Raw genomic sequence first — 12,711 nt, forward strand, 5'->3', positions numbered from 1 at the left:
CCGCCTACAGGATCGGGGCCGGTGTATAGGCCGCGGCCTCCGGGTACTCGTCGATGATCCGCTGCGCCGCGGCCACCACATCGGCCACCTGCTGCTCGGCGGCACCGATGAACGCCTTCTTGTCGGCGAGGGCCTCCTCGAGTTGCACCCGGTCCAGCGGCAACCGCTCATCGGCGGCCAGCCTGTCGAGCAGATCTGGTTCGCGACCCTCCTCGCGCATCGCCAGCGCGACGGCCACCGCGTTCTCCTTGATCGCCTCGTGCGCGGTCTCGCGCCCCACCCCGGCCCGCACCGCCGCCATCAGCACCTTGGTGGTGGCCAGGAACGGCAGGTACCGGTCGAGTTCGTTGGCGATCACCGCCGGGTAGGCGCCGAACTCGGCGAGCACCGTCAGGAAGGTCTCCATCAGGCCGTCGAGGGCGAAGAACGCGTCGGGCAGCGCGACGCGACGCACCACCGAACAGAACACGTCGCCCTCGTTCCACTGCGCGCCGGCCAGTTCCGCGGCCATCGAACCGTAGCCGCGCAGGACCACCGCCAGGCCGTTGACCCGCTCGCAGCTGCGGGTGTTCATCTTGTGCGGCATCGCCGAGCTGCCCACCTGGCCGGGCTGGAAACCCTCGGTGACCAGCTCGTGCCCGGCCATCAGCCGGATGGTGTGCGCCAGCGACGACGGTGCGGCGGCCGTCTGGACCAGGGCAGAGACCACGTCGTGGTCGAGCGAACGCGGATACACCTGCCCCACCGACGTCAGCGACCGCGAGAACCCGAGATGCCGCGCTACGCGCTGCTCTAGATCGGCCAGCTTGGCGGCGTCGCCGTCGAGCAGGTCGAGCATGTCCTGGCTGGTGCCCATCGGGCCTTTGATCCCGCGCAGCGGATACCGGTCGATCAGCTCACGCAGCCGCGTCAGCGCGATCATCAGTTCGTCGGCGGCCGAGGCGAACCGCTTACCGAGCGTGGTGGCCTGGGCGGCCACATTGTGCGACCGTCCGGCCATCACCACCGTCGAGTACTGCGCGGCCCGGTCGGTGATTCGGGCCAGCACCGCCACACCGTGGGCGTGCACATGTTCCAGCGAACGCAGGATCTGCAGCTGCTCGACGTTCTCGGTCAGATCGCGGCTGGTCATGCCCTTGTGGATCTGTTCGTGCCCGGCGAGCGCGTTGAACTCCTCGATCCGCGCCTTCACGTCGTGCCGGGTGACGCGTTCGCGGTCGGCGATCGATTGCAGATCCACCTGGTCGACGACCTGTTCGTAGTCGGTGATCGCCTGCTCAGGGACGTCGATGCCCAGATCCCTCTGCGCCTTCAGCACTGCGATCCACAATTGCCGTTCGAGCACGATCTTGGCGCTCGACGACCAGATCGAGGTCAGGTCGGCGGAGGCATACCGGGAGGCCAGGACGTTGGAGATGGCAGGTTTCGACACGGCGCAAGTCTATAAGCACACGCGACGCGGCCTGCAATCTCCCGTCGGGCGGACGATGACCGCGGCACCGCGTCAGAGTTCGGCGACCACCGAGGCGACGACCTCACGCATCGAGCCGGTGCGGGCGAACACCGCGCGTTGGCGCTGGTAGCTGGCTCCGCGCTCGATGATCCCGTGGATACCGGCCAGCTCATCACTGCAATCCAGCGAATCAGCAATCGGCTCAAGATGTTTCAGCAGATCGGCGAGATCGTCGGTGACGAGCCGTTCATCGAGTTCCCGGTCACAGATGACGATGGCGTCGAGGCCGTAGCGGGCCGCGCGCCACTTGTTCTCCTGCACCAGCCACGGCGGCATCGTCGGCAATTCCTCGCCCGCGTCCATCCGCTGCGACAGATCGACGACCAGACAGTGGATGAGCGCGACCAGCGCCGACAACTCGGCGATGTTGGTGGCCCCGTCACACACCCGCACCTCGATGGTGCCCAGATGCGGCGACGGCCGGATGTCCCAGCGGATCTCGTTGGTGTGGTCGATGATCCCAGTTATCTTTTGATCGGAAACGAACTTCTCGAACTGCGCCCACCGCGTGAACTGGAACGGCAGCCCCGCGGTGGGCAACTGCTGGAACATCATCGCCCGATTGCTGGCGTAGCTGGTGTCCTGCCCCGCCCACATCGGCGACGACGCGGACAGCGCCAGCAGGTGCGGGTAGTAGTTGAGCAGCGCATCGAGGATCGGCAGCACCTTGTCACGCCGGTCGATGCCGACGTGCACATGCACACCCCAGATGAGCATTTGCCGGCCCCAGTACTGGGTGCGCTCAATGAGTTCGGCATACCGGTGCCCCTCGGTGAGCAACTGCGTCGACCACTCGGCGAACGGGTGCGTGCCCGCGCCGTAGAGGTCGACGCCGAGTTCGTCGGTGAGCTCGCGGACCGCACCGAGGGTCGCCGACAGGTCGGCCATCGCCTCACCGGTGTTACGGCAGATACCGGTCACCAACTCGACGGTGTTGCGCAGCAGCTCTTTGTGCACTTTGCCGTCCGGGCCCGGGATCCGGCTGCCGACCAGCTCGAACAAGGCCGCGGCCGAGTTGGACAGGTCGCCGGTCCGCTTGTCGGTGAGGGCGAACTCCCACTCGACGCCGAGACTGGGTGTCGGCGACCCGACGAACTCGATCGGGGTGATCACGACGGTCTGTTCCGCGTTGCGGAGTACGGCCCGGACTACCGGTGCGCCCCGGGTATCAGTGGCCGCCGGACTTGTGCTCGCCGGACTTGTCGTCCCCGGACTCGTCATCACCGGACTCGCTGCTGCCGTGGTCACCGGACGCCTCGGCCTCGATGACACCGCACGCGATGCGCGAGCCGGCGTCACCGGTGGTCAGGGTCTTCTCATCGGGCTTGGCCGCATACCGGGTGGGGATGTTGCCGAAGTTGTCGGCATCGGCGTGAATGATGATCGACTTGCCGTCGATCTGATCCAGAGTCACCTTGTCGGTGGTGGTGGTCACTTCACCGGAGCCGTCCTCCAGGACATTGATCGACACCAGGTCGCCGCTCGCGGGATGTCCGGTATTGCCATCGACCTGCAGGTGGCCACCGGCCGAGGTGAACGGTTCGGAACCCGACGCCTTGCATTCGCCGTTGGTGTGCAGGTGCATACCGTGGAAACCGGCGGGCAGACCGCTGACGATGACGGACACCTTCACCGCATCGCCGAGGGTGGTGAAGGTGGCGGTGCCGACGGGCTTGCCCTTGGCGTCCTTGAGGGAGGCGGTGGCCTTGCCCGAATGCCCGTCCACGCCCGTCCCCTCACCCGGAGGCGCCTGGTCGCCGGTCACGACCGACGGTGCGGTGTACGGGGCATCGGATGCGTGTTCGTCGGGCGAACAGGCGGACAGGCCCGCGCCGATAGCGCCCGCCGCCGCGATCACCGCGACCACACGCGCGGTACGACGACGGCCGGTGGCCGGGGTGGCGAGGTGAGAACTGGCGGACATGGCACTCCTCGTGTCTGGTGGGACCACGTGTCTGGTGGACCAAGTATTACAGGGCGTAGTGGATGTGTGGTCGATGGGTACGGTGATTCGGCCATCGACACGACCGACAACACACCGCACCGATCAGCCACACCGCACCGATCAGCGGCTCACGACGATCACGGGCACTCCGTCGGCGCATTGGCTGAACGCGGCGGGCCGGGCCTCGATGCTCGCCCCGCCCCCGAGTGCCCTCGACACCCGCTGCGCCGTCGACTTGTTGCCGGAGTCGTAGAAGATCGTGTTCTCCGTGAACGAACTGGTGGTGAGATTACCCGTGTCGGACACCCGGAAGCCCTTCTTCTCCAGCTCCGAACTGACCTCACTCGCCAATCCTGCGACCGTCCCCGCGTTGAACACGCATAACGCCGGGCCGCGGCCCGAGGAGGATCTGCCCGGCGCGGACGTGGAGGCGGAGGTCGCGGACATCTTGGCGCCCGCCTCGGCGAGCTTCTGCTCGGGGTCGTCGCCACCCGAGGCCGCCGAATGCCAGGCAAGCCCGAAGAACACGACCGCCACCGACAGCAGCAGCATCGCTCCCGCACGGAAGGGAAGCCTGTTCTGTTCCCGGTCAGCTTTCATCTCGGCAACTTTAACTCACAGCGGATCGCGGGATCGGCGCCACCGACTGCTCATGCAACCGGATGTCAGGTGATCTCGAAGCCGAGCCGGCGTGCCGCACGCGCCTTCTGACGGGCCGAGCGCAGCCGCCGCAGCCGCTTGACCAGCATCGGGTCGGCGGCAAGCGCCTCCGGCCGGTCCACCAGCGCGTTGAGCACCTGGTAGTAGCGGGTCGACGACAACCCGAACAACTGCTTGATGGCCTCTTCCTTGGCACCCGCGTACTTCCACCACTGGCGTTCGAACGCCAGGATGTCGTGATCGCGGCGCGAGAGGCCGTCCTCCCCGATCGCCTTGGGATCGGCTGGCGAGGCCGCAGGCTCCACCACGTCCGTAGGTGTGATCCGGTCACCGTGATCGCGGCTACGCGCTGCTGCGCTATCCATGTCGCTCCCTTTGGATTCGCCCCATGCTTATGGACACCCCCCGACTGATTCACTGCCCATGCTCGCCCTGATCCGGGTTCTCGCATTGACGTGGTGACTCACATCGATGTCGTTCGCCAGCAATCTAAACACGGCCGAGCGCACCAACCCCGGCATGACTCGCCACCGCGCACCGATCGGAGAAAATCCGGCGGTAATCTGACACACGCGGGCAGGGCCGGCGATCACCGGGAACCCGCACCGGACCTTTCCGCACGCGTCACGAGAGAAACGAACACATGGCTATTCTCCCGATCTGCATCATCGGCGAACCCGTCCTGCACACGCCGACCGCACCCGTCGTACTCGACGACCAAGGCCGCCCGGCCGCTGAGATCGTCACACTGCTCGACGACATGTACGAGACGATGGACGCCGCACACGGTGTCGGTCTGGCCGCCAACCAGGTGGGTGTGGGCCTGCGGATGTTCGTCTACGACTGCCCCGACGAGAGCCGCGGGTCGGTGATCCGCCGGCGCGGCGAGGTGATCAACCCGGTGCTGGAGACCTCCGAGATCCCCGAGACGATGCCCGACCCGGACGACAACGACGAGGGCTGCCTGTCGGTGCCGGGTGAGCAGTTCCCCACCGGCCGCGCCGATTGGGCCCGCGTCACCGGAACCGACCGCAACGGCGCCGAGGTGGTCATCGAGGGCAACGACTTCTTCGCCCGGATGCTGCAGCACGAGACCGGTCACCTCGACGGTTTCCTGTACGTCGACGTCCTCGTCGGCCGCAACGCCCGTGCGGCGAAGAAGGCCGTCAAACGCAACGGCTGGGGCGCCCCCGGCCTCACCTGGCTGCCCGGCGCCCAGGAGGACCCCTTCGGCCACGATGACTGAGCTCATCACTCGGCTGCCATGAGCGAGCCGTTGATCGGCGATCGGGTGGTGGTGCGCTACCGGCTCGGTGCGGACACGCCCGCGGACTGGCGCGGTGCGCCCAATCCGGCCACCACGTCGGGACCGTCACTGTCGGATGTGACCGGCGTCGTCGTCGGGGACGGTGCGGATAGGATCCGGCTCGACCGGGACGACACCGTCGTGGAGATCCCCCGATCTGCGGTGACCTCGATCCGGGTGCTGTCGCTGCGGACCGTGCGCAACAGCGAGATCAGAGCCGTCGAGTACGCGGCGGCGCACGCCTGGCCGGGCACCGAGTCGCAGTGGATCGACGGGTGGCTGGTGCGCGCCGGCGGCGGCTACACGCGACGCGCCAACTGCGCGGTGCCCATCGACATCGGAGCCCGCGCGGACGGGCCGACACTGAGCGCGATCACCGACTGGTACCGGGACCGGTCCCTACCGCCGCAACTGGCTTGGCCCGACCGGCTCCTTCCGGCCGCACATCTGCCCGGGCGGATCGAACAGCCAGTGCAGGTACTGACAGCGGAGATCGCGCAGGTCACGGGCGGGACCAGCACCGCAGAGGTGATCTGTGAACCCGCCGCCGGCTCCGAGTGGCTCGATGTGCGCCTGGACCCTGCAACCTCGCCCGCCGACCATGCCATGGCCGCGGCGGTGATCAGCTCAGTGCGCAACGGCCGGCTCGTCTTCGCCGGCATCCGCGACGACGAGCGGCTCGGGGCGATCGGCCGCGGAGCAATCACCCCGACTGCGGCCGGCAACCCCGTTCTCGGCGTCACCGCCCTGCACACGCTGTCCGGTCACCGTGGCCGTGGACTGGGCGGCCAAGTGCTGGCGGCTCTGCTCGGCTGGGGCCGGGATCTCGGCGCGGGCACGGCGTACCTGCAGGTCGATGCCGCCAACCGCGCGGCCGGCGCCTGGTATCGGCGACTCGGCTTCGGCCTGCACCACCAGTACGGGTACGTCCGGCTGTAGCGGCGCGCCGTCATGGCCTACCGTTGTCTGCGATGTCTGCTTCCAGCGCGCAGGGCCGCAAACGGTCCGCACAGATCACTGTCATCGCCGTACTGATCATCGCCGCCCTGTGCGTGATCGCCCTGCTGGTCACCGGCGGAAACGACGACACCGGGTCCGGCACCCACGCGGTCACGTCGTCGGGCACGGTCAAGCCCACCTTCCGGACAAGTCCGAAACCCACCGCGCCCAGAAGCTCAGCTCAAAAAAGTGCGAGCCAAAAGAGCACAACCCAGAAGCGGTCTACCCAGAGCAGCAAGATCCCCACGCACGCGCTGGCCACACTCGAACTGATCGACGCCGGGCAGTGGCCCGACGCGGCCGACGCACCCGGTACCCGTGGCGGCATCAACTTCCGTAACAATGAAGGTCTGCTCCCGCGCACCGGATCCGACGGCCGCCGCCTGAGGTTCCAGGAGTGGGACGTGAACCCGAAGAAGCCGGGCCGCAGCCGCGACGCCGAACGCATCATCACCGCCGACGACGGCTCGGCCTGGTACACCGACGACCACTACCGTTCCTTCACCCGGATTCGAGGACCGAACTGATGGATTCCCCGATCTCGTTGCGCCAGTTCCTGATCAACGCCACCCACGACGGCCCGCCGATCGGGCTTCTCGGTTCGGCGCACATGCCGTCCCCCGGACGGCGCTTCTCGGTACGCACCGTCGACGCAGCCGGGATGACCACGCTGTCCGGACTGTTCACAGCGTTCTCCCGGGCCTGGGAGTTCGGCAAGTCGTTCGGCTACAACAAGGACTCCTTCGACGACTGCATGCGTGATCTCGACGGCCGGGCGCTCTCGGCCGGAGTGGTCCCGCCGACGGGCTATCTGACGCACATCTCACGCGCCCACAATCTGCTCACCGCGGACCTCGGGCAGCTCGACTGGTTCGCCTCGTCGTTGCTGTTCTACCGCGATCACTACGCCCACCAGGCCCATCCGTCCGCCACGTTCGCCGTCGTACTGTCGACGTCCGAACGTCGCCGCCCGATCGTCCGGACGCGCTGGGAGGCCGCCGGCGCCACCCTCGCCGAGATCGACTGACCGCCATGCGGATAGCCACGTGGAACGTCAATTCGATCCGTGCCCGCTCGGAGACCGTGGTGGCGTGGATGGAACGCCATGACATCGACGTGCTGGCGATGCAGGAGACGAAATGTCCCGACGACCAGTTCCCGGTGATGAGTTTCCTCGCGAGCGGCTACGACGTCGTGTTCTGCGGGCAGGGCGGATTCAACGGTGTGGCCATCGCCTCGCGGGTCGGCCTCGAATCGGTGCAGTACGGCTTCGACGGGCAGCCCGCATTCGCCGATGTGGGCGTCGAGGCACGGGCCGTGGCCGCGGTGTGCGACGGCGTGCAGGTGTGGAGCCTGTACGTCCCGAACGGACGATCGCTCACCGACCCGCACTACGCCTACAAGCTGGAATGGTTGTCGGCACTCGCCGACCGCAGCGCGCTGTGGCTCGCCCACGATCCGGCCGCGCAGATCGTGCTGGCCGGTGACTGGAACGTCGCACCCACCGACGACGACGTGTGGGACCGGACCTACTTCGAGGGCAGACCGCACGTCACCGAGGCCGAACGAGCTGCACTCGCCGCGTTCACCGGTCACGGGTTCACCGACGCGGCGCTCCCCTACGCGCCCGGCTACACCTGCTGGGACTACACCCAGTTGCGGTTTCCACGCGACGAGGGCGTGCGCATCGACTACCTGCTGTGCTCACCGGCGCTCGGTGACCGGGTGTTCGACGCCCATGTCGACCGCAATGCCCGCAAAGCCCGAGGTGCCAGCGATCACGCGCCGGTGGTCCTCGAGATCAGCTGAGGGCTGTGCGCCAGCACCGAGTCGATGATCTCCCCCGCACGGACCGCGATGTTGGACAACAGTGTCGACGACAACCCGTGCGTGGCCTCGGCGCCGCCGTTGAGGTAGACGCCCGCGCACACGTTGTCGACTGTGGCGAGCCGGTAATCGCGGCCCACGACCGGACCTTCGTCGTCGAATAGGCACGACTCCGACGCATCGCCGAGCAGGTCCCTGATGTTGCCCGGTGCGAAACCGGTGGCGCAGACCAGTGCGTCGACCCGGATGGTGTCCTCGGCACCGGTCATCAGGTTACGGGTGCCGACGCTGACCCCGTCGGCGTCCTCGACGGCGCCGGTGACCTCGGTGGTGCGGTGGATGAGCAGACGCCGGCTGCCGGTCACGCTTTCGTGGTACTCACGCCGGTACAACTCCTCGAGCAGGTCCATGTCGACCGCCGAATAGTTGGTGCTGCGGTGATAGTCCATCATCCGTTCCCGGACGTGGACGGGGGCCGAGTACCACAGGTCGACGGTGTCCGGGTCGAACACCCGGTTCGCAAACGGGCTGTCGTCCGACGGTGAGAGACCGAACTTGGTGTGCAGCAGGTGCACCCGCGCTTGCGGGTAGGTGCTGTGCAGATATTCGACCACCTCCGCGGCACTCTGGCCGGCACCGAGCACCGCGAACGCCCCGTTATGCGCCGACGGTATCCGGCCGATCCGGGTGAGGATGTCGTGATTGTGGAATATCCGGGCACTGGGCACGAGTCCGCAGGGAATCCTGCCGACGAGTCCGGGCGCGAAAAGTACGTTGCGGGCCCGCAATTCGAACGGACCGTCGGGGCCGTGACAGCTCACCACCACCTGATCGCCGTCGAAAGCGATTCGCTGCGCACGGGTTCCGTACCGGACGTCAGCACCGACGGTGTCCGCGGCCCAGGCGAGATAGTCCCCGAATTCGTGCCTGCTCGGAAAGAAGGTCTGCTGATTGATGAAATCAACCATCCGGCCTTTGGCGTGCAGATAATTGAAAAAGGTGTAGGCACTTCGCGGATTCCGCATGGTGGCAAGGTCTTTGGGAAAGGCTATCTGCATATTGGCACCCGGCAACATCATTCCGGGATGCCAGCTGAACTCCGGTTTGCTTTCCACAAAAGCCGCACTCAGTGCGGTACCGGACTCGGCGAGTTCTTCGAGAACGACCGCCACCGCCAGATTCGCCGGACCGAAACCGATTCCGACCACATCGAGGACATCGAGGACATCGGAGCCGAGAGTATCGGGACGGGCGGTCACAATGAACCTCTCGCGCCATCACTGCCGGGCTGCTGCGCAGCGACGATGAACGGCGCCAGGCCGACGAGCTTCTCGCAGGTCTCCTCGAACTCGCGATCCGGCCGGGACTGTTCGACGACACCTGCGCCCGACCGCAGCCACGCCTGCCCGTCCTGCGCGTACACCGATCGCAGCACCAGTGCCGCCTCCAGCTCGCCCGACGACGACGCGGTCATGATCGCGCCCGAATACAGGCTGCGTGGTTTCGGCTCGAGCCGATAGACGGCGTCGAGTGCGGGTGCTTTCGGAATACCCGAGGCGGTGATCGACGGGAACAGTACCGACAGCGCCACCCACGGCCCGGTGTCGGTGCGCAGCGTGCCCCGCAGCGTCGACGCCAGGTGCTGGACGTGACCGCGTTCGCGGATCGCCATGAACTCGGTGACCGCGGTGGTGCCGGGTTCGGCGATCGACTCGATCTCGCCGAAGCAGGCCCGCACCGACACCGCGTGTTCGGTGATCTCCTTGCTGTCGTTGAGCAGTTCGTCGCGCGCCGCCGCGTCCTCCTCGGGCGAGCGGCCCAGCGGCCGGGTCCCGGCGAGCGGTTCGGTGAGCACCTGACGGTCGGCCGTCGCCGACACCACCAGCTCGGGGCTGAAGCCGGCGGTCTCGATCCCGCCGAGCGACACCAGGTACGACCGCATCGGATTGTTGGCGACGCGGGCGCGTGCGTAGGTGGCGGGCATGTCGACGGCGAACGGGATGTCGACATGCCGCGACATGATGACCTTCTGGTACTTGCCGTCGGCGATCTCCGATACCGCCGCCGCTACAGAACCCCGGTAGTCGTACGGATCGGAGTCGATGTCGATGGGCGGTGTGGCGCGCTGCGCGTTCTCATGGGCGATGTCGCCGGCGGACCGGGCCACCGCAAGCAGTTCGTCATCGAGCCCGACCCCGCCGATGTCCACGCCCCCTGCGCCCGCACTCTCGATGCCGTGCGAACTCACCGTCAACTCGACCCGCGGGACGATGAGGTGCGCGAGCACCGCGTCGTCGGCGACCCGATCACCCAGGCCGTGATGTCCGGCGGCGAAGTCGAAGCCGACCCAACCGTAGAGCTGCCAATCGGCCATCGGCAGTGCCGCGACCGCCTCGGCGAGTGCGTCGACCGGACGGGCGCCGGGGTCGTCCGCCCAGCGTCTGCTTGTGGTGGTGTCACCCGTTGACACCGAGACATCCGTACCGGTCAGCACGATGCGGGCGGCCACGTCGGCGGCGAATATCCACCGACCATCGCGTTCGTAAACCACGTACTCGGCAAAACGGCCGGTCGCCGCCCATGCCGCACAGATCTGCGCCGGATCGGCAGGAGCCCCGGCTTCCGTGTGTGCGGCCACAGTTGAACTCGCGGTCACATTCACGCAGAAACTCCTCCCCTGCGGGGACTCAGGCATCACAGGACCTCGGTACGCCATGTTTAGGAGAGCCTAAGTTACCCATACCCGAAATGTGAAATCTCACGGACCAGATCACGACTCAGGACGGGCCTCTCGTTTCCAGCCAGTATGCCTGCGATTTGACGCCCCGCCTGCCCAGCTTGTAGTCGGCACGCAGGATCGCGGCGACCGCCCGTGTCTGCGCCGTGTCCAGCGCCACCCAGCCGAACTGCCCGGAAGCATCGAACGCCGCAGACCGCAGAGCAGCCACGATACCCGCCTCGCTGTCGCGCCGAACCCACCGAATCGTGTCGTGTGACCGCAACCGGACCGGCAGGTCCATGTCGGTGTCGTGGACCCACTCGAACCAGATGACCGCAGGCGCCCCGGACTCACCGAGTTCGTCGAGCAGAGAGTTGATCGCGGGCAGCGACGCCGCGTCACCCACGATCAGCCAGCCGGTCGGGGCCGGTTCCGGGACGGCGAACGCCGAGCGCAAAAACGTCGCCCCGAGCACGTCGCCGGGTTGTGCGGTGAGCGCCCAGCGGGCTGCCGCACCCTCGTGGACGGCGAACTCGACGGCGAAGGCGTCGGCGTCCGGATCGGGATCGATGATCGTGTATCCGCGCTGGTGGGGTCTGCCATGCCGGTCCTCGAACCACAGTCGCAGGAACATCGTCGGGTGATACGGCCGCTCGCGCAGCAGACCTCCACCGGAGAACTCGAGCCGCACATACCGGTCGGTGAGGTACCTCGCGGCGGACGTCACCGTCAGCCGGTAGTCGTCAGCGCCGAACGCCCTCAGGATCAGACCCTGGATGCCCCGGTCCCCGCCGACGCCTGTCTCGGTCACCCGCCCCAGGTTACTGGGGCCAGAACAAGATCAAGCCGGTGCCAGCTCGACGATGCCGGGATGGGCGTCGACGTAGCGTTTGGTGAAGCTGCAGACGGGCCGCAATTGCGCACCGCAGTGTTTGACGTAGGCCAGCAGACCCCGGACCAGTCGTGCCCCCAGGCCGTGGCCGGTGTACTCGTCGTAGATGACGGTATGCATCACCGAGATGGTTGGTTTGCCGTCGACAACTTCTGAGGAGTAGCCGAGTACGCCCACAAGGTCCCCGGCGACCCACAGCTCGAACCGATCACGCTCGGGGTTGTGTACCACCTGGGAGATCTGATGCAGTATCGCCTGGGCCGACTGGGTCGGTCGGACTGACTGGGTCTTGCGCTGCACTGGTTCTGCCTCTCCACACTTCTGGTGACTCACTGCTTGTGATACGGATCACATACTACCGGTGCTTGCTGCTTCTCGCATCGCGATCTTGCAGAGGAAAATCACGTGGGTGCAGATTGTGCGCTCACAGTGACCCGATGCCCGTCAGCGTCTACGATGGCCGTCGAGTCGCAGCCGCATCTGCTCAGCCACATCTGCTCAGCAACACCGGCTCGGCCACGCATTCGCGATCACACGCGATCACATAAATGAACACGCGGGGGCTCCCACGATCACCGGGGGCTGAGATGGCGGCAGGCGGCCGCCGACCGCCTGAACCTGTCCGGGTAATGCCGGCGTAGGGAGAGCACCCATGGGCACCAGCCTGCCTGAAACAAGCCAACCTGCTACAAGCCGACCTGCTACAAGCCAACGCGCGACAAGCCCGTCTACAGCGAACCGGCCTGGTACCAAACCACCCTCAACGAGCCTGCCCGCCACCAGCAGCACACCCACGAACGCACCGGTCGACGGCCGAGGCATCACCACCGGCCCCATCGCCGGTAGCCAC

At 67.0% G+C, this 12,711-nt stretch carries 14 protein-coding genes and 1 riboswitch; of the genes, 5 read left to right on the forward strand and 9 right to left on the reverse strand.

Features of this window, described 5'->3' with window-relative positions; translation table 11 throughout:
* Window positions 1-4 precede the first annotated feature (4 nt).
* The 5 genes from purB to Q0627_RS07435 form a co-directional block, all read right to left on the reverse strand.
* Window positions 5-1,432 carry an adenylosuccinate lyase gene (gene purB, locus Q0627_RS07415; RefSeq protein ID WP_291016402.1) on the reverse strand — a complete coding sequence of 476 codons (1,428 nt, stop codon included), beginning with the start codon at window positions 1,430-1,432 and terminating at the stop codon, window positions 5-7.
* 72 nt (window positions 1,433-1,504) lie between these two features.
* Window positions 1,505-2,623 (reverse strand): glutamate--cysteine ligase, encoded by a 1,119-nt coding sequence (locus Q0627_RS07420; RefSeq protein ID WP_291016450.1) that lies wholly within the window; start codon window positions 2,621-2,623, stop codon window positions 1,505-1,507.
* Between the two features lie 58 nt (window positions 2,624-2,681).
* Window positions 2,682-3,437, reverse strand: a complete 756-nt coding sequence (locus Q0627_RS07425) for a superoxide dismutase family protein (protein ID WP_291016400.1) — start codon at window positions 3,435-3,437, stop codon at window positions 2,682-2,684.
* A gap of 141 nt (window positions 3,438-3,578) precedes the next feature.
* A complete protein-coding gene (locus Q0627_RS07430; protein WP_291016397.1) occupies window positions 3,579-4,058 on the reverse strand; it encodes a LytR C-terminal domain-containing protein in 480 nt (159 codons plus the stop codon).
* A gap of 65 nt (window positions 4,059-4,123) precedes the next feature.
* Complete coding sequence (locus tag Q0627_RS07435; protein ID WP_291016395.1) at window positions 4,124-4,483, reverse strand: DUF3263 domain-containing protein; 360 nt, start codon at window positions 4,481-4,483, stop codon at window positions 4,124-4,126.
* A gap of 278 nt (window positions 4,484-4,761) precedes the next feature.
* Here Q0627_RS07435 and Q0627_RS07440 point away from each other — a divergent pair, with 278 nt between their 5' ends.
* Genes Q0627_RS07440 through Q0627_RS07460 form a run of 5 tightly spaced genes read left to right on the forward strand, consistent with a single transcriptional unit; the run spans window position 4,762 to window position 8,232 of the window.
* Window positions 4,762-5,364 carry a peptide deformylase gene (locus Q0627_RS07440; RefSeq protein WP_291016392.1) on the forward strand — a complete coding sequence of 201 codons (603 nt, stop codon included), beginning with the start codon at window positions 4,762-4,764 and terminating at the stop codon, window positions 5,362-5,364.
* A gap of 18 nt (window positions 5,365-5,382) precedes the next feature.
* Window positions 5,383-6,363 carry a GNAT family N-acetyltransferase gene (locus Q0627_RS07445; protein WP_298808776.1) on the forward strand — a complete coding sequence of 327 codons (981 nt, stop codon included), beginning with the start codon at window positions 5,383-5,385 and terminating at the stop codon, window positions 6,361-6,363.
* A gap of 32 nt (window positions 6,364-6,395) precedes the next feature.
* Window positions 6,396-6,950, forward strand: a complete 555-nt coding sequence (locus Q0627_RS07450; RefSeq protein WP_291016386.1) for a ribonuclease domain-containing protein — start codon at window positions 6,396-6,398, stop codon at window positions 6,948-6,950.
* Entirely contained in the window at window positions 6,950-7,450 is a 501-nt protein-coding gene (locus Q0627_RS07455; protein ID WP_298808779.1) for a barstar family protein, read from the forward strand. The genes Q0627_RS07450 and Q0627_RS07455 overlap by 1 nt, the downstream gene beginning before the upstream one ends.
* A 5-nt stretch (window positions 7,451-7,455) precedes the next feature.
* Window positions 7,456-8,232, forward strand: a complete 777-nt coding sequence (locus tag Q0627_RS07460; protein WP_291016379.1) for an exodeoxyribonuclease III — start codon at window positions 7,456-7,458, stop codon at window positions 8,230-8,232.
* On the opposite strand, the gene Q0627_RS07465 is transcribed toward Q0627_RS07460, so the two are convergent.
* From Q0627_RS07465 to Q0627_RS07480, 4 genes are all read right to left on the reverse strand, one after another.
* Window positions 8,202-9,509 (reverse strand): lysine N(6)-hydroxylase/L-ornithine N(5)-oxygenase family protein, encoded by a 1,308-nt coding sequence (locus tag Q0627_RS07465; protein ID WP_291016376.1) that lies wholly within the window; start codon window positions 9,507-9,509, stop codon window positions 8,202-8,204. The two genes, Q0627_RS07460 and Q0627_RS07465, sit on opposite strands and share 31 nt — an antisense overlap.
* Window positions 9,506-10,906 (reverse strand): salicylate synthase, encoded by a 1,401-nt coding sequence (locus Q0627_RS07470; protein WP_291016448.1) that lies wholly within the window; start codon window positions 10,904-10,906, stop codon window positions 9,506-9,508. Before Q0627_RS07470 ends, Q0627_RS07465 begins: the two co-directional genes overlap by 4 nt.
* Before the next feature lie 121 nt (window positions 10,907-11,027).
* A complete protein-coding gene (locus Q0627_RS07475; protein ID WP_291016373.1) occupies window positions 11,028-11,780 on the reverse strand; it encodes a siderophore-interacting protein in 753 nt (250 codons plus the stop codon).
* Between the two features lie 30 nt (window positions 11,781-11,810).
* Window positions 11,811-12,161 (reverse strand): GNAT family N-acetyltransferase, encoded by a 351-nt coding sequence (locus Q0627_RS07480; protein ID WP_291016371.1) that lies wholly within the window; start codon window positions 12,159-12,161, stop codon window positions 11,811-11,813.
* Between the two features lie 246 nt (window positions 12,162-12,407).
* Window positions 12,408-12,522: riboswitch (TPP riboswitch) on the forward strand.
* Window positions 12,523-12,711: the final 189 nt, after the last annotated feature.

Origin of the sequence: uncultured Gordonia sp. (assembly GCF_937858515.1) — a bacterium.
GTDB lineage: Bacteria > Actinomycetota > Actinomycetes > Mycobacteriales > Mycobacteriaceae > Gordonia.

What these genes read in the sequence shown, in the direction of transcription:
- Q0627_RS07425 (WP_291016400.1), bottom strand. Translation starts at nt 3,437, where the DNA reads ATGTCCGCCAGTTCTCACCTCGCCACCCCGGCCACCGGCCGTCGTCGT.
- Q0627_RS07430 (WP_291016397.1), bottom strand. Translation starts at nt 4,058, where the DNA reads ATGAAAGCTGACCGGGAACAGAACAGGCTTCCCTTCCGTGCGGGAGCG.
- Q0627_RS07435 (WP_291016395.1), bottom strand. Translation starts at nt 4,483, where the DNA reads ATGGATAGCGCAGCAGCGCGTAGCCGCGATCACGGTGACCGGATCACA.
- Q0627_RS07440 (WP_291016392.1), top strand. Translation starts at nt 4,762, where the DNA reads ATGGCTATTCTCCCGATCTGCATCATCGGCGAACCCGTCCTGCACACG.
- Q0627_RS07445 (WP_298808776.1), top strand. Translation starts at nt 5,383, where the DNA reads ATGAGCGAGCCGTTGATCGGCGATCGGGTGGTGGTGCGCTACCGGCTC.
- Q0627_RS07450 (WP_291016386.1), top strand. Translation starts at nt 6,396, where the DNA reads ATGTCTGCTTCCAGCGCGCAGGGCCGCAAACGGTCCGCACAGATCACT.
- Q0627_RS07455 (WP_298808779.1), top strand. Translation starts at nt 6,950, where the DNA reads ATGGATTCCCCGATCTCGTTGCGCCAGTTCCTGATCAACGCCACCCAC.
- Q0627_RS07460 (WP_291016379.1), top strand. Translation starts at nt 7,456, where the DNA reads ATGCGGATAGCCACGTGGAACGTCAATTCGATCCGTGCCCGCTCGGAG.